Source organism: Bacillus sp. YP1, assembly GCF_000877815.1.
Classification (GTDB): domain Bacteria; phylum Bacillota; class Bacilli; order Bacillales; family Bacillaceae; genus Bacillus; species Bacillus subtilis.
In genome coordinates this window covers 2,843,340-2,859,505 of sequence record NZ_CP010014.1, presented here as the reverse complement: position 1 = coordinate 2,859,505, position 16,166 = coordinate 2,843,340, and the positions used below count along the sequence as shown (strand labels likewise).

At 44.3% G+C, this 16,166-nt stretch carries 15 protein-coding genes; 3 read left to right on the top strand and 12 right to left on the bottom strand.

All coding sequences use genetic code 11. From position 1 onward, the window contains the following. Window positions 1-4 precede the first annotated feature (4 nt). From maeN to maeL, 7 genes are all read right to left on the bottom strand, one after another. Complete coding sequence (gene maeN, locus QF06_RS14120; RefSeq protein WP_021480493.1) at window positions 5-1,351, bottom strand: sodium/malate symporter MaeN; 1,347 nt, start codon at window positions 1,349-1,351, stop codon at window positions 5-7. 154 nt (window positions 1,352-1,505) lie between these two features. Continuing rightward, window positions 1,506-2,465: a guanosine ABC transporter permease NupQ gene (gene nupQ, locus QF06_RS14115; RefSeq protein ID WP_014480697.1), complete on the bottom strand. Its 960-nt coding sequence runs from the start codon at window positions 2,463-2,465 to the stop codon at window positions 1,506-1,508. After that, window positions 2,466-3,512 (bottom strand): guanosine ABC transporter permease NupP, encoded by a 1,047-nt coding sequence (gene nupP / locus QF06_RS14110; RefSeq protein ID WP_041850588.1) that lies wholly within the window; start codon window positions 3,510-3,512, stop codon window positions 2,466-2,468. Continuing rightward, window positions 3,505-5,037 carry a guanosine ABC transporter ATP-binding protein NupO gene (gene nupO, locus QF06_RS14105; protein WP_041850589.1) on the bottom strand — a complete coding sequence of 511 codons (1,533 nt, stop codon included), beginning with the start codon at window positions 5,035-5,037 and terminating at the stop codon, window positions 3,505-3,507. The genes nupP and nupO overlap by 8 nt, the downstream gene beginning before the upstream one ends. 75 nt (window positions 5,038-5,112) lie before the next feature. Further along, window positions 5,113-6,192: a guanosine ABC transporter substrate-binding protein NupN gene (gene nupN / locus QF06_RS14100; protein WP_015384509.1), complete on the bottom strand. Its 1,080-nt coding sequence runs from the start codon at window positions 6,190-6,192 to the stop codon at window positions 5,113-5,115. Window positions 6,193-6,668: 476 nt separating this feature from the next. After that, complete coding sequence (maeM, locus tag QF06_RS14095) at window positions 6,669-7,376, bottom strand: two-component system response regulator MaeM (protein ID WP_014477821.1); 708 nt, start codon at window positions 7,374-7,376, stop codon at window positions 6,669-6,671. Beyond that, window positions 7,369-8,970: a two-component system sensor histidine kinase MaeL gene (gene maeL, locus QF06_RS14090; RefSeq protein ID WP_003228835.1), complete on the bottom strand. Its 1,602-nt coding sequence runs from the start codon at window positions 8,968-8,970 to the stop codon at window positions 7,369-7,371. Before maeL ends, maeM begins: the two co-directional genes overlap by 8 nt. A 177-nt stretch (window positions 8,971-9,147) precedes the next feature. On the opposite strand from maeL, the gene QF06_RS14085 reads away from it, so the two are divergent. Next, window positions 9,148-9,705 carry a YufK family protein gene (locus tag QF06_RS14085; RefSeq protein ID WP_003228837.1) on the top strand — a complete coding sequence of 186 codons (558 nt, stop codon included), beginning with the start codon at window positions 9,148-9,150 and terminating at the stop codon, window positions 9,703-9,705. 223 nt (window positions 9,706-9,928) lie between these two features. Here QF06_RS14085 and QF06_RS14080 read toward each other — a convergent pair whose 3' ends face one another. From QF06_RS14080 to QF06_RS14070, 3 genes are all read right to left on the bottom strand, one after another. Continuing rightward, window positions 9,929-10,342 carry a thiol-disulfide oxidoreductase DCC family protein gene (locus tag QF06_RS14080; RefSeq protein ID WP_041850590.1) on the bottom strand — a complete coding sequence of 138 codons (414 nt, stop codon included), beginning with the start codon at window positions 10,340-10,342 and terminating at the stop codon, window positions 9,929-9,931. A gap of 20 nt (window positions 10,343-10,362) precedes the next feature. Further along, a complete protein-coding gene (locus QF06_RS14075; protein ID WP_010886602.1) occupies window positions 10,363-12,237 on the bottom strand; it encodes a transglycosylase domain-containing protein in 1,875 nt (624 codons plus the stop codon). 92 nt (window positions 12,238-12,329) lie between these two features. Continuing rightward, a complete protein-coding gene (locus QF06_RS14070; RefSeq protein WP_220562392.1) occupies window positions 12,330-13,538 on the bottom strand; it encodes a multidrug efflux MFS transporter in 1,209 nt (402 codons plus the stop codon). On the opposite strand from QF06_RS14070, the gene QF06_RS22160 reads away from it, so the two are divergent. Beyond that, window positions 13,441-13,644, top strand: coding sequence for a hypothetical protein (locus tag QF06_RS22160; RefSeq protein WP_003243502.1), 204 nt, complete (start codon window positions 13,441-13,443; stop codon window positions 13,642-13,644). The genes QF06_RS14070 and QF06_RS22160 overlap by 98 nt on opposite strands. 75 nt (window positions 13,645-13,719) lie before the next feature. Next, window positions 13,720-14,337, top strand: coding sequence for a 3'-5' exonuclease KapD (gene kapD, locus QF06_RS14060; protein ID WP_014480688.1), 618 nt, complete (start codon window positions 13,720-13,722; stop codon window positions 14,335-14,337). A 26-nt stretch (window positions 14,338-14,363) separates the two neighbouring features. Here kapD and kapB read toward each other — a convergent pair whose 3' ends face one another. Together kapB and kinB are read right to left on the bottom strand one after the other, a co-directional pair. Next, a complete protein-coding gene (gene kapB, locus QF06_RS14055; protein WP_015714614.1) occupies window positions 14,364-14,750 on the bottom strand; it encodes a kinase-associated lipoprotein KapB in 387 nt (128 codons plus the stop codon). Between the two features lie 45 nt (window positions 14,751-14,795). Then, complete coding sequence (gene kinB / locus QF06_RS14050; protein WP_015714613.1) at window positions 14,796-16,082, bottom strand: sporulation sensor histidine kinase KinB; 1,287 nt, start codon at window positions 16,080-16,082, stop codon at window positions 14,796-14,798. Between the last annotated feature and the right edge of the window lie 84 nt (window positions 16,083-16,166).

Here is a 16,166-nt window from a genome sequence, read left to right as displayed (position 1 = left end):
CTGTTTATGAAGTGAAAAAACGAAGCAGCACTGTCGCGCAAATAACTGTGCCTGCACCGCCGAGACGGGTTGAAATTTGGGCAAACGGCATAAGGCCCATTCTTCCTGATGCCGATAAAATGGCAACATCACCCGTTCCGCCGAGGCCGCTGTGGCAGCAGGTAACGATTGCGGATTCAACCGGATACATGTTCATCAGCTTGCCTACGAAATATCCAGAACCAATCATCGCGATAACAACTGAAATACAGATGATGACAAACGGAATAGAAATCACAGACGCTACGTCATCCAACGGAATAAAGAGGATGCCGAGACCGACCATCAGCGGCCATGTAAAGCTTGAAGAAATAAACTTATAAAGCTGGTAAGCGCCTTCTTCCATTTTTTTCGGAAGAATATTCGCATACTTGACAGCCGCAGCTGAAATAATCATTAAGATCGCGCCCGGGATGAAGATGAATTTCTCCAATAACCCGCCAAAAATAAAGAATGTACACGCGAGCAGAACTCCTGCTCCCATTAATTTGAAATCAATTTTTGCTTCGGCTTCTTTTTGATTGAAAATCTCATTTGCTTTTTTAGATTTTACGAGACGTCCGTTCCCATTTAGATCTGGACGCTTATCGCCAAGCTTTTTCATTAAGGCTGCACATATGATAGCAAAAACGTTTCCTATAATTGCGGCTGGAACCAGCTGAGACACAAATACATCAGCCGATGAGCCCAGTATTTGTGAATAGGCGATTGAAAGCGGCAAAATTCCTTCACCTATTCCCCCGGCAATAATCGGGACAACAACAAAGAAAAAGGAATCATAGGCACTATAGCCAAAAATAAATCCGACAAGGATGCCGGCTGCAACGGCCGCGATCGTTCCTGCAACCAGTGGAACGAACATTCTGATAAACCCCTGTATTAAAACAATTCTGTTCATACCGAGGATACTTCCCACAACAAGGCAAGCGATATAGAAATAAAGGAAGTTAGACGTTTTCATCAAGTTGGTTACAGCGTCTAAAGATGTTGAATTCAGTACATTGTAAAAGACTAAAAATGAAGGAACAAACAAAGATAAAATAGCAGGGCCGCCAATATCCTTCAATATCGGTATGCGTTGGCCTATGTCTCCGAGAAACACACCAAGAATCATAATGATGGCAAACCCGCCAAGCATATTTGCCGGCAGCTCATTGTAATAGGCTGCAAGAATAATAATAACAGCTAATACTGTGTATAAAGGCAGAGGAATCACACCGATTTCCCAAGACCAGATTTTTTGAAACAGGTTTTTCCCCTGTGAGTCTTTTTGCTCAGGTGAAATTGTCCCCGTTTTTGGAATTGCTCCCATGTCATACACCCCCATGTATTGTTTGTTACAGTCTACAAGAAAGCGTTAACACTTCATATTTTTTTAAGTTAAAAAACTAATAAACAATTAAATTAAGAGGGCCTTTTGGATTAGAAAAAAATCCCTGAGAATCGTCTTCCCAGGGGAGAATGTTTTATCTTTTACCTTTAATATAAGGCACGCCATTGGCTTTTGGCGCATCTGCCCGCCCGATAAAGCCGGTTAAAGCGAGAATCGTTAAGACATAAGGAGCCATCAGCATATACACATTTGGTATGTCTTTAAAAAGAGGGAGCAGCGATCCAATGATGCTTAAGCTTTGGGCGAATCCGAAAAACAGGGCGGCCCCCAGTGCTCCGATTGGATGCCATTTTCCGAATACAAGCGCTGCCAGGGCGATAAAGCCTTGCCCGGAGATGGTAGAGTGCGTGAAATCAAGCGCAATTGTGGAGGCATATACGCCGCCGCCAAGACCGCCGAACAATCCGCTGATCATCACGCCGATGTAGCGCATTTTATATACGTTGATTCCCATCGTATCGGCCGCCATCGGATGCTCTCCGACAGAACGGATACGAAGGCCGAACGGCGTTTTGAACAAGATAAACCAGGAAATAAAGGCAAGTGCTATTGCAAGAATAGACGTATAATAGACATCCGAAAAGAAGATCTTTCCCAAGACGGGAATATCGCCCAAACCGGGGATTTTCGTCTTATAAAAAGGCTCTGGAATTTTGTCTGTCTGCGCTTTGCCGTAGATCAGTTTGACGATAAATAAAGTTGCCCCAAGCGCCAGCATGTTAATGGCGACACCGCTGACTGTCTGGTCGGCGCGAAACGAAATCGCTGCTGCCGCGTGAATCAGTGAAAACAGGGCGCCTGCTGCCATGGCGGCAAGGAGCGAAAGCCAAGGTGCGGCGGCACCTAATTCCGGACCAAAAAATAAATTAAATAACACGCTGGTGAACGCCCCGATAATCATGAGGCCTTCTAGGCCGATATTCACAACACCTGATCTCTCGGAAAACACGCCACCGAGAGCAGTTAAAATAAGCGGGGCCGCATAGACGAGCGTGGCAGGGACAATGATAGATAAAATCTGCACAATGTCCACTTAGTTCCCCCCCTTTTTCTTCAATTTGCCCATGACGAAACGAATCGCATAGCTTGAAGCCACAAACAGAATAATAATGGCAATCACAATATCAACGACCTCTGATGGAACGCCTGATTCAATCGGCATATTTAATGCGCCGATTTTCAGACCGCCAAGCAGGCATGCCGCCAGTACAACGCCGACGGCTGTGTTTCCCCCGAGAAGAGCGACAGCGATACCGTCAAAGCCTACGCCGGTAAATGCGCCTTTCACTGCTGCGTATTCGAATGTTCCTAGCCCCTCCATGGCTCCGGCAAGGCCTGCAAAAGCGCCGGAGATAAGCATGGAGGTCATGATATTCTTCCGCACGCTCATGCCGGCATACTGGGAAGCGTGCTGGTTAAACCCGACCGCCCGGAGCTCAAATCCCTTTGTAGTTTTGTTGATGATAAACCACATGATAACTGCTGCGAGAAGGGCAACGATGATTCCCAAATGCAGCCGTGAGTAATCGGTGATCTGTTCAAGAAAAGGAGAGCGGAGGGAGGCGGATTCGTGAATTTTCCCCGTCTTGTCCTGATGATCTGTCAAGACGTTTGAAATGATGTAATTGGTCATGTGCAGCGCGATATAATTCATCATAATGGTGACAATGACTTCATGAACGAAAAATCGCGCTTTCAAAATGCCGGGAATAAACCCCCATAATCCTCCTGCAGCTGCTGCTGTAATCAATGCGAGCGGCAAGTGAATATATGCCGGTCCATCAAACGCCGTACCGACCCAAACCGCTGCTGTCCAGCCGACGAGCAGCTGGCCCTCGACGCCGATATTAAAGAGTCCGGTTCGGAATGCAAAGGCGACAGCCAATCCGGATAAAATATAAGGCGTAATTTGCCGGATTGTTTCTCCGACATAATAGATTTCTCCGAATATCCCATTCCACAAAGCCGAATATCCGCTGGCCATACTGTAGCCGCTCACAAGCATAATCAACGCGCCGGCCGCAAGACCAAGGATGATTGCGATGAGCGGCACGAGTAAATGAGAGAGTCGTTTAACCATTTGCTTTCCCCGCTTCCTTTTGCGTGCTTCCTGCCATCAAGAGACCAAGCTCCTGTTCAGTGGTGTCCTGCGGATTAACGCTGGCGATAATGCGTCCTTCAAAAATAACGGCGATTCTGTCACTGAGATTCATAATTTCTTCAAGCTCAAACGAGAGGAGAAGAACGGCTTTCCCGGCATCACGCTGCTCAATGAGCTTTTTATGGACAAATTCAATCGCTCCGACATCAAGGCCGCGAGTCGGCTGGGCGGCAATTAATAAATCAGGATTTCGGTCTATTTCCCGCCCGATAATCGCTTTTTGCTGGTTTCCGCCTGACAATGCCCGAGCGTGTGTATATTCATCCGGCGTTCTGACATCGTACTCAGTGATCAGGCTGCGTGCTTTTTTGTACATTTCGCCTTTATGTAAAACGCCCAATGCTGAATACGGCTTTTTGTAATAGCTTTGCAGCAGGATATTCTCTCCGATTGGAAAATCAAGGACGAGACCGTGTTTATGGCGATCCTGAGGAATATGCCCGATCCCAGATTCAGTGATTTTTCTTGGCGTCAGGTTTTGGATCTGTTTTCCGTTTAAGGTGATTGTTCCTGAATCTGTTTTGCGGAGTCCTGTCACCGCTTCGATCAGCTCAGATTGCCCGTTTCCGTCGACGCCTGCTATGCCGACTATTTCTCCCGCTTTGACTGAAAGAGACAAATCTCTGACTGTCTCTATTCCGCGGGTATCCTTTACAGTTATGCCGTCAATCGCAAGCACTTCCGCTCCCGGCTGAGCAGCTCTCTTTTCGGTTTTGAACGATACCTCGCGGCCGACCATTAGACTGGCGAGTTCGTCTTGGTTTGTATCACGGACATCAAGGGTTTTGATGCCTTTTCCTTTACGGATAACCGTAACACGGTCACAAATCTCCATAATCTCTTTCAGCTTATGGGTGATTAAGATGATGGACTTCCCTTCTTTGACCAGGTTCTTCATAATTTGCATCAGTTCCTTAATTTCATGAGGCGTCAAAACAGCCGTCGGTTCATCAAAAATCAGAATGTCGGCACCGCGGTAGAGGGTTTTTAATATTTCTGCGCGCTGCTGCATACCGACTGATATGTCAGCTGCTTTTGCTTCAGGATGGATCTGCAGGCCGTATCGATCGGAAATGTCCTGCACCTCTTGGCCAGCACGCTTCCGGTCAATTCTGCCAAACTTCTTTGGCTCCTTCCCGAGAATAATATTTTCAGCAACTGTAAAGGTGTCAACAAGCATAAAGTGCTGGTGCACCATTCCAATTCCAAGGTCATTCGCTTTGTTCGGGCTGTTGATGTGCACCTTCTCGCCGCGCACCCGAATTTCACCCCGCTCCGGCTGATACAGCCCGAAAAGGACATTCATCAATGTTGATTTCCCCGCTCCGTTTTCACCGAGCAACGCGTGTATTTCGCCTTTTTTGACTTGAAGATTGATATTGTCATTGGCGACGATACCTGGAAACGCCTTGCGGATATTGAGCATTTCAATGACATATTCCATTGATTGACCGCTCCTTTATTTCAAAATAAAAGAAAAACAAGGGATAAGGGCTCGACCTCCTTATCCCTGCGATTCTTATTCAGCTTTAAAGGTTTTCAGCTCTTTCTCAGTTGCCGGGACTTCCAATCCGTCGATGATTTTTTTCTTCCATTTATCGACCGCTTTGATCACATCATCCGATAGATTTTGTTTAGATGGAGAAATGCCGACTCCGTCTTGATCAAGCCCGTAGGTAAGTGTTTCGCCGCCCGGGAACTTTCCGTCACTCGCTTTTTTCGTTACATCTTCAACGACTGTATCTACTTTTTTCACCATGGAAGTGAGGGTGACGTTATCATCTGTTCCTTCTACCTGGCCTTCTGCGTATTGGTCTTTATCGACACCGATGACCCAGACATCGCGTTTTGGATCTTCTTTCTTCAGGTTTTTCGCTTCAGTAAAGACGCCTGTGCCAGTGGCGCCCGCAGAGTGATAAATAACATCTACGCCTGATTTATACATGCTTTCGGCGGTTGCTTTACCGACATCGGCTTTATCGAAACCCCCTGCGTATTTCACTTCTACAACGGCTTTAGGGTTAACTGCTTGCACGCCGGCACGGAAGCCGACCTCGAATTTTTTGATTAACTCTGATTCCATGCCGCCTACAAAGCCGATTTTTCCTGATTTGCTTGATAGGGCTGCGGCCACTCCGACGAGAAATGAGCCTTCCTGCTCTTTAAACGTAATACTTGCGACGTTGTCTTTATCGACAACAGCATCTATAATCGCAAAGTTTGTATTTTTGCGCTGGTCAGCAATTTCGCTGATTGAATCCTCCATTAAGTAGCCGACGCCGTAAATTAAGTCAAAATTCTCACGCGCCAATTTATTTAAGTTCGTTGTATAGTCTGCATCAGATTTGGATTGAAGATAGTCGTAACCGTTTTTGCCTTTTTTCAGCCCATTCTCTTTCCCAAAGGCTTGGATGCCTTCCCAGGCTGATTGGTTGAAGGATTTGTCATCCACTCCGCCTACGTCAGTAACCATCGCCACACTGAATTTGTTTTTGCCTTCGCCTGAGCCGCTGCTTTTTTCGCTGTTTCCGCATGCTCCTAATATGGTGCCTGCTGCGATCACAAGTGACATCGCCAATCCGATTTTTCGTTTATTCAAGATATAACCCCCCAGAAAAATTTGGTTCAAAGCTGATCCGGCCAGTCATGTGATGGGCTGTCCTGAACAATTTCTTAGAATCGATAAAATTTTCTGATAATAACAAATGGAATGCGCTGAGACAGTTCTATTCTTCCCTGAATAAGCGTGGTGTGAGTATTTCCTTCGAAAGGCGGGGAAGAGAAGGATGTGGAAGGCGTTCCGGGCGGAAAACCGTGACATCGTTTTCTGAAGTAAGACTTATGACTTAGTTTTTCGGGATCAACTTACCAATCATAATTTATCATTTAACTAATAAGAAATAAATAGAATTTCGCATAATTTTTTTAAAAAGTATCTATTTTTAGAATTGTTTGCTTAAAAATGTTGAAAGGCCCTTTGTTATTCTTGTATAACTTATCAACAATAGAATCAAGCATCTTGGCAAGAGATATGACAGGAAAAACGCACTGCTCAAAGCAAGCAGTGCGTTTTTCTTATAGATATTGCTTTATTCCGTTAAGGTTACTGTTGTTGACGTTGTACTGAAACACAGGTCTTCCGATCGTTCCGTACGCCATTTCTACATTCAGAACCTGTATATCTTCAAGAAACTTTAAGTATTTTCGTATGGATACTTGAGAGATTTCTGTGTGCTTTGCCAAGTCTTCTGTCGTAAAAGATTCATTTTCAAATGACTGGATACTGGACCAGATCAGCTTCAGCGTGCTTTTTGTCAGGCCTTTAGGAAGCTGCACTTTTTCTGTTGCTTCTTTCTTTTGAAAAAGCTCGGCGTCCAGTTCTTTTTGGCTCATGTTGCGATGGGTTGAATACACCTTTTGTTTTCGTCTGTAATCAGACAGAGCCGTTTGGAATCGTTCAAATTCAAACGGTTTGATTAAATAATCAACAGCTCCGTACCGAAGTGTTTTCTTGATCACGTCAAGCTCGCTGGCCGCTGAGATGACAATCACGTCAACCGCTTCATTTTGGGCTCTCAATTCCGTCAGCAGTTCCAGCCCGTTTTTTCCCGGCATATAAATATCAAGCAAAATGAGGTCGATATGATGCTCGCCTAAAATATGCAGAGCGCTTTGAAAGGAAGAAGCGATGCCTTTCAGCTGAAAGCCATCTATTTGGCTTAAGTATCGTTTATTTAATTCACCCACCATGGGGTCATCTTCAACTATTAGTACATTAATCATGATTTTCCTCCTTCGGTTCGTACGGGATGCGAATACTGAATGTCGTTCCTTCATTCTTTTCGCTTGTGAGGATCATTTGGCCTTTTAAATTTTCGATGCTTTGCTGTGTGAAATAAAGGCCGAATCCCCGGTTTTTGCCCTTTGTTGAATAGCCTTGTTCAAATACTTTGGCTTGGTCTTCTTCAGACATGCCTGCTCCAGTATCGGTAATTTCAATATCAAGTATGCTGTTATGGAAGCGCATGGACATGGTGATTTGTTTTTTCGGCATATCGGCAACGGCGTCTAAGCCATTGTTGATGAGATTTCCGATGATTGTAATAAGTTCATGGATGACAGAAGGGTCTGCCGCGTTCGGGATGACACCGTTGCATTCAATATCAAGATTTGCGCCCTGTTCACGTATAAAGCTTTGCTTTCCAAGCAGAAAACCGGCCAGTACGGAGCTTTTGACATCATTTATAATTTCACTTGTTTCTGATTTTTGCTGTATGGCTATATCTTTAATATAATCTCCAAGATCATCATACTCTTTCAGCTGGACGAGACCTAATATCACATGCAGTTTGTTCATAAATTCATGAGACTGCGCTCTCAGTGCGTTTGCATACATTTTAACACCGGAAAGCTGTTCAGCTAAATGTTTTACCTCGGTCTTGTCGCGGAATGTTGCAATCGCTCCGACAGTTTGTCCTTTCAGCTGGATAGGAACTTCATTAAACACAAGCTCCAGCCCGTTAATGCGGACGTCTCTGTCTTGAAGAGGTTTTTTTGTCTCAATGACCTTTTTCAAGCGGCTTTTCGGCAAGATGTCATCTACATCCTGATCAATGGGATTTGTGTTGATGCCCATTTTGACGAATAGGCGTTTTGCTTCCGCGTTGGCAAGTTTAATTTTGCCATGTTCATCGACAGCGAGTATTCCTTCCTTCGTCGATTCCAGCATCGCGCTCCGTTCTTCAAGCAGAGTCGCAATTTCATAAGGTTCAAGTCCGTACATGATATTTTTCACTGTACGGGCGACGATAACGGCTCCGATCACACCGACGAAGATGCTGACGCAAATAATAAAGTAAAGCGGCCGTAAGCTATGGCTGATCACTTCATCAATTTCATTTACGGTGATGCCGACCGCGACTGCACCGACCTGTTTTCCATTCTCCGCGTAGACAGGGACGAACGCTCTCTGCGATTTCCCGAGCGTGCCAGAGGCTGTGCTGATATGGACATGCCCTTTTAATACCTCGGACTCATCACCGCCTCTGAATTTTTTTCCGATTTTGCTCGGGTCAGGATGAGTTTTGCGGATACCGTTCATATCCATGACGACAACAAATTCCGTGCCGGTAATTTTCTGAACCCGCTTTGTGTAGCTCTGCAGTTCCTTTTGTTTTTTTCCGCTTTCTAAAGCAGCGGCTGTCATCGGCGCCTCAGCTACCATTTCAGCAGTCTGTAGCGCAGTGGCCTTTTCCTGATCTCTAATTCGTTTGGTGGTTTGGGCACCGACTGTAAAAAACGTAATGAGCAATGCGATTAATACAACGATACAAACAAATATGGTGAGTCTGGTTTGCAGTTTTAATGTTTTTTTCATATAAAACTTCCTTACGTTTTATGATTCCTGCGTACTACTTTACTCTCAAAATGCTGCTTTGTGAAGATTTGGGACCGTAATTCGTAAAAAGGAGAAAAAATGGAATAATTTATCTTGTCAATGTGTTTTAAGTCCTCCATAATAAATGAGGTAGATTATAGAAAGGGACTTTTTTATATGAAAAATACTTATTTGACAGGATATTTTCCGCTGATTGCGATCCTGCTTTTTAGTTCGTCCTTATCCATCTCAACTTCACTTTATGCGTTGAAGATGCTGTCTTCATTTGGAATGTATGATGGAATGCTCGATTATTTTTCAGAGAAAGGAATCAGGCTTGCGTTATTTGCTGCCTTTGCACTTTTATATTTTATGGTTCTGTCCGCTCTGAAATTAATTGCAAATACCGTGACCGAGCTGTCATTGCTGTTTTTTGCTAATGATCCGGAAGGGAACAACCTGAAAAAACTCAGAATGGGTTCCATGATTTATTTGGGCGGCGGGATTTTATCCTTTGTGCTCTTGCAAAATGTCATTTGGATTGTGATCTGGTTTGCGGTCGTCACGCTCGCTTACTTTGTGTTTACCGTATACCGGATTTATTCGACGCTTTCTCTCATGTCATTAGTCGGGTTCATTCTATTGGAACTGCTGTTTTGGTTTACCTTTGTTATCGGTATTCTGTTCATATTTATCAAGCTTTATAATAGCATAATGGCTAGCTTACCTGTGTAAGCTAGCCATTTCAGCGTTTGGTGGTCAGATTTGCGCTTCGTGCTCTATACGCAATAAAACGGCGGCTAGATTCTCAGGTTTCCGCCGTTTCACATCCAATGCTCGCTCTTCATCGACTTCAAAAGTTTTCAATCACGCTGAAAAGATGACAAAATCCTAAAACGAAGTCGTTTTAGGATTTTGTCAACAATCTGTGATGGCTAGCTTCCTAGCCATTTTTTATTTACGGTAAAAATCTTTTTTTAATAGAAGGGGAGGGGAGCATACATTCATTTTTTTTGCCAAACCACTTATAGCGGTTGTTGGCAATGAAAGAATAGACCATATCTCTGACAGGCTTCGGCACTGCGAAAAACAGGACGAAGAGCCGCCATGGGCCTCGCAGATGCCTGAAAACCTTAATGGCTGCAGTTGACTTTGTGTACACTTGACCGTCTTCAATAAAGACAAAGCTGTCAAGCCGATCAGTCGGAAGCCCGCTTTTTTTCAGCAGGCTCTGTCCTGTTTCCGACTGCAGCGATGTGAAAGAAATCAATCCGTCCGGATCACGTTTAATAATAAACTGCACGGCGCCATTGCATAAATTGCAGACACCGTCAAACAGCAAAACGCGATTTGGAATTTGTTCTGAAGTCACCCCATATCCCCTCCGATCCTTTAATAAGCCGCTTGCAGCGTTCCTTTCCAGATGGAAAGCTGAGGGCTGATGCTGTGAAGATATTCAACGCTGGTCGGTGTATCCTTTCCGACCCAGACACCCATTGTATACGTATCAGTCAGGCCGACAAACCACATATCGTGATAATCATTTGATGTTCCGGTTTTACCGCCGATGTAAGGCGCATTGAAATATGCTTTTTTCCCTGTTCCGCTTTTCACAACGGAAGACATCAGTTTTTTCAGCTGCATGTTCGTGCGGACGCTGAATATTTGAGTCGCTTTATCATTCCATTTATAAAGCGTTTTTCCTTTAAGGTCTGTCACCTTTGTAATCGCATGGCTCGGCGTATAGCTTCCGCTGTTTCCGAATGTCGTATAAGCCTTTGTCATCTCAAGAGGCGTCATGCCGTTTGTAAATCCGCCAAGCGCCGCCGGAAGAAGATAGTCACTGTCGACAAGTTTGGCAAAATGATAAGGCTCAATATAACTGAATGCCTTTTGGATGCCGACGCGGTCGAGCATTCTAATAGCTGGGGTATTATATGAATTTTTAAACGCCGTATCAAGCGTCACTGTGCCGTAAGTGCGGTTATTGTAGTTTTGCGGACAGTAGTCTTTGCTGCAAAACTTGCTGGCATCAATGGTGCTGCTTGTTGTCGCGCCGGTCTGTTCAATATAAGGGCCGTAATCAAGAAGCGGCTTAATGGATGAACCCGGCTGCCTGTACGCCTGGTAGGCGCGGTTAAAGTCATATTTTTGATAGTTTTTCCCGCCGGATAGAGCGATGATTTGATGCGTCTGGTGATTAATCACAGCCGCTCCGCCCTGTACGTCCGCATACGGGAGCTTGGAATTCATTTGTGCCACAACTTGATTTTGCATGTACGGATCAAGTGCAGTATAAATTTTCACACCGTCTTTCATCAGCGTGCTGACTCTTGCGGACAGCTCGTTCTCGATCTTTTCTTTTTGTTTTCCTGATGCTTTTTGAAGGCGTTTATCAAAGCCTTCTGATTCAGACACCAGCTGAGTGAATTCATCATTGACGTAGGAAACGTAGTCAGGATATTTGTCTTCTCTTTTTTCAACATCCAGTTTGATTTTTTGTTTTACGGCTTTTTTCAGCTCTTTGTCCGTAATGACCCCGGCATCTTTTAGCCCTTTAAGCAAACGTTCTTGACGGCTTTTCGTGTAGTCAAAATGCTTGAGAGGATCATATAATGTAGGGTTATTAGGTATAGCACAGATAAAAGCCATTTCTCCCACTGTGAGAGATTTCAGCGGTTTGCTGAAATAGAATTGAGCTGCTGAACCGACGCCGTAAACACCGTTGTTGAAATAAATGGTATTTAAGTAAGCTTCAAGAATTTCATTTTTCGTATATTTTTTCTCCAGCTGATAGGAATACGCGAGCTCTGTCAGCTTGCGGCTGAAGGAGCGTTCGTGGCTCAAATACAAGTTTCTTGAAAGCTGCTGTGTGATGGTGCTGGCACCCTGGTCAATTTTCTTGTCTTTTACGTTAGAAGCAGTAGCCCGCACCATTCCCATAAAGTCAAAGCCTTTATGCTCGTAAAAATGGCGGTCCTCAGATGTTAAGAAAATCTGTTTGACTTCCTCGGGAATCTTGTTAAATGGAACGAGCACACGGTTTTCGTGGTCGCTAACGATTTCCGAGACAAGGGAGCCGTCCCTGTCATACATGTAGCTGTTCTGAACAAGGCTGATATCTTTCAGATCAATATTTTTATCAAGCACCTGATCCAGGGACTTCATTTGTTTTACTTCTTTTCCGGAAGCGATAACTGTAAATGCAAACAATGGGATTATGCAAAGGAGCAAAATCCATCCGATTATTTTTCGTAACATGGTCACTCTCTTTTCTCCTAAATTCTAGCCATATCGTACCATTCTTTTGAGATTACGAGAAGGTTAAATTTAGAAGATTCCTCAGTTTTTTCTCGGAATCAGCTTGCTTTGGCATAAGAATCTTTCCGAAGTTTCTGCATGATCCAAAGCATGCAGGCGCCGGCGAAAAAGAGAAACGCCGTGACGTAAAAGGTGGCCGAAATGGTAAAATGGCTCGATATGATTCCGCCGAGCAGAGGCCCGAGCACGTTTCCTAAAAAGCGAAAGCTGACATTGTAGCCGAGAACTTCACCTTGAATGCTGCCGGGAGCCTGAACGCGGATCGCTGCCGTAATGCATGGCAGCAAACCGCCCATCGCCATTCCGAATAAAAATCTGAAAACAAGGAGCACGCTGAGTGAGGACGCGAGCGCCTGCGGAATAAAAAAGAAAGAGGCGGCGAGCAAAAGTCCGATTAAAATGCGGCGATGGCCGTAGCGGTCGCCCAGATCACCCCATTTTCTAGCCAGCAGCAAACTTCCGAGCCCCGTTGCTGAAAATGCCATGCCGGAGAAAAAGGCAAGATTGACAGGTCCGTGCAGCTCATTTACATATAAAGCGAGCAGAGGCTGGATACTGAAATTGCCTGTTTGAATCAGCATGGTTAACAGCATCATGACCCACAGTGCGGGCTGGTGAAAAATATAGGAGAGCACTTCTTTTCTCGAGTAAGACGTACGTTTGGCTGTTTTCTCTGCAAGAGGCTTTTCTTTGACACCAAATAACACGAGAAGAACAGACGAGAAAATCACAAAGGATGTGATAAAAAAGGTATACGTAAAGCCGAAACGATCAGCAAGCATGCCTCCCAAAAGCGGGCCGAACAAGCTTCCGGACACTTGCCCCATTTGCAGCGTGCCAAGTGTTTTGCCGGCTGAGCTCTTCGGAGTCTGTGCCGAAATCATCGCAAGAGAAGTCGGGATGAATCCGGTTACAAGACCCATTGCCATACGCAGAAAAAACAATTGGTACACCGATGTAACAAAGCCCATGAAGAAAATGCTGAGGGCAATGCCCGTTCCGGTTGCCATAAGGATTTTCTTGTATCCGCGTTTGTCTCCGAACCGTCCCCAAAACGGGGATACCAAAAACGCCATGAGAAATGTAATGCCGAACACATAGCCGCTCCACCTTTGCACAAAGCCGTTTGAAAAGGAGCTGAGCGTCTCAATGTATAAGGAGAGAAAAGGAACGATCATCGTTGTGCTAGCGGAGACAAAAAAGTTCGCCAGCCACACTATGACAAAGTTTTTCTTACGGATAGAAATAACATCACCTTCTTATTATTTCGGGTTCCTTACTAATTATAAAGAAACGATTCATAATTTAAAAGAAACGAAGCGGCTGGGAAAATTCATTATTTTTAGAAAATGAAGAAATGTCGAGAAGAGGAATTGATATACTATAAAGATAGCATTTTCTGATCGGAGGAAAGGCAGGTGTAAAAAGGTGACGACAAACAGCTTACTCATTATTGATTTCGAATTTACGATGCCTGATGGAAAGTACAGTCCTCAAAACTTCTTCCCGGAAATCATTGAAGCCGGAATTGTAAAGTCGATTGATGATGAAGTGGTTGAGACGTTTTCTAGCTATGTTAGACCGAAAAAGTTCCCGAAGCTTACGAAACGCTGCAAATCATTTTTAAAAATAACCCAAAAACAGGTAGACGAAGGAATGAGATTCGAGGATTTCATCCGTAAACTAAACGAGCTGGATCCTGAGAAAAACAGCACAATTATTACGTGGGGAAACATGGATATGAAAGTGCTGAAGCAAAACTGTATGTTTAACCATATCCCTTTCCCGTTTAAGGGAGAAATGAGAGATTTATCGCTTGAATACAAAAACTTTTTTGGAGACCGGACATTGACGGGTTTATGGAAAGCTGCCGAAGAGTATGGAGATTCCGGAACCGGCACCCATCATAAAGCGCTTGATGATGCCCTCACAGCATATAAACTTTTTAAGCTTGTTGAGCAGGATAAGCAGTATCTCGAAAAGCCGAAACCGCCCACAATCGGCGAAAGAATCGATTTAACCGAACTGTTCAAGCGCGCGACGTGAAAAACCCAATCTTTTGTCAGACTGGGTTATGGCCGGTTAAAATATTCTTTTTCTAAAATGTCCAGATTATGAAGGGAGCGTTTTGCCCACTCCGAACCATCCTCATTCAATTTGGCTCTCAGCTGTGCTGTCGCCTCCCGCAGAGATTCGGTATAATCCGGCACTTCACCGTCATAAGGCTTCACCATATGGTGGGGGATATTGGTCTGTTCACCATATGCGAGCGCTTTTCTCTCATGAAAAAATGGCACATCCGCCTGTTTTGGATGATGAAGGTCTCCTTGAGAGGGATGGGTAAGAACCGCTTTCACTTTCACTAAATAGTGCTGCGGCCTGCAAGCCGTGATTTCTCCTATGTATACACCTGTTTTGTAAAATCCTTTAACGATAGAGCCTGTCTCAAACGTGCTCATCTGTCATCACCTCGCATTCATTCTATTAAAGTTCCAATCGATTTGCTAGTGAGGAAGATCAGCGGGAAGCTTAATGGTCACCGTAGTGCCTTTTTGGAAGCTGCTGTTAAATGAAATGGTCCCGTGATGATGTTCAATAATGGAAAAGGTTACGGTGAGGCCGAGTCCCGTTCCGTTCGTTTTTAAGGAATAATAAGGTTCGCCGAGTTTTTGCATTTGATGGTCTGTCATCCCGACCCCATTGTCTGTGATGTTAATCATAATCGTATGGCCGTTTCTTTTGGCTGATATGTGGATCACACCCTTCCCGTGAGGAACCGCTTCAATACTGTTTTTCATCAGGTTGATGACAGCCTGCTTCAGCTTTGTTGCGTCTCCGTATATCAAAAGGTCCGGTTCTGTTTCAGCCTCGACGGTTACTGACTTGTAATTGGCGTACGACACCATAAGGGAGCTTGTCTCTTTGATAAGGGCTGATAGGTCAAAAACCTCTTTTTCGTATAATTGCTGTTTGGCCATATCGAGATAGTTTGTAATAATGCCTTGCGCCCGGTCAAGCTCTGACAGTACAAGCTTTTTGTAATCTGCACTCGACTTGTTTTGTAGGGTTTCATCATTAAAAAGCAGCTGGACAAACCCGCGGACAACTGTCAGCGGATTCCTGACCTCATGGGCGACGCTCGCTGCCAGTTCACTCACAATCGTCATTTTTTCAGAATGGATAAGCTGTGAGCGCAGGGCGATATTTTCGGCGATGCTTTCGATAATATAGATGCTTAATAGAAGAACACTGGAGCGGAAAAGCCCTGAGACTGCCGCCTCGTAAACGAAAATTCCTGATTTTTGAAAATTTAAAATATTCAAGGCGGAAAGAATCCAGCTTGAGGCGAAAAATAGGAAAATCTCCACGCAGCTGATCAATAAAGACAGCAGCAGTTTTTTCGCTTTGGACATGAATGGCCATTTTTTCTGAAATAAGATTGGGATAATGATAAGAAAAGGCAGCAAAGTGAAAACAAACATTGCGGAAGGTTCGTAAAAAAGCAGTTCAAAACATAGGACAGATGCGGCGACTGTAAGTCCGGAAGCGGTACTAATGTAAAATAAACAAATGATAACGGGAATCATCTGAAGGCCGTATTGTATGTAGTCCATTTCATGAATCGGGAAAATAATGCATAAAACGGAGGCGCCGCAGGCGAAGAGCGTGACCAAACCGCTGTTTATTTTTGGCACAAGAATCGCAGGTTTTCCAAGCCAAAACACTTGGTAAAGAAGAATAGGAAACAAAATAAAGCAGATGTGCAGAAGATAGTCTTTTAGAATTTCCATTCGTGTGAAATCCTTTCGTATAAAATATGAATCTATTATAACACTAAATATTAGAAGTAAAATATAAAATTCCTTTATTAAGAA

What these genes read in the sequence shown, in the direction of transcription:
- QF06_RS22160 (WP_003243502.1), top strand. Translation starts at nt 13,441, where the DNA reads ATGTATAAGGAGAGAAAAGGAACGATCATCGTTGTGCTAGCGGAGACA.
- QF06_RS14085 (WP_003228837.1), top strand. Translation starts at nt 9,148, where the DNA reads ATGAAAAATACTTATTTGACAGGATATTTTCCGCTGATTGCGATCCTG.
- maeL (WP_003228835.1), bottom strand. Translation starts at nt 8,970, where the DNA reads ATGAAAAAAACATTAAAACTGCAAACCAGACTCACCATATTTGTTTGT.
- maeM (WP_014477821.1), bottom strand. Translation starts at nt 7,376, where the DNA reads ATGATTAATGTACTAATAGTTGAAGATGACCCCATGGTGGGTGAATTA.
- nupO (WP_041850589.1), bottom strand. Translation starts at nt 5,037, where the DNA reads ATGGAATATGTCATTGAAATGCTCAATATCCGCAAGGCGTTTCCAGGT.
- nupP (WP_041850588.1), bottom strand. Translation starts at nt 3,512, where the DNA reads ATGGTTAAACGACTCTCTCATTTACTCGTGCCGCTCATCGCAATCATC.
- kinB (WP_015714613.1), bottom strand. Translation starts at nt 16,082, where the DNA reads ATGGAAATTCTAAAAGACTATCTTCTGCACATCTGCTTTATTTTGTTT.
- kapB (WP_015714614.1), bottom strand. Translation starts at nt 14,750, where the DNA reads ATGAGCACGTTTGAGACAGGCTCTATCGTTAAAGGATTTTACAAAACA.
- maeN (WP_021480493.1), bottom strand. Translation starts at nt 1,351, where the DNA reads ATGGGAGCAATTCCAAAAACGGGGACAATTTCACCTGAGCAAAAAGAC.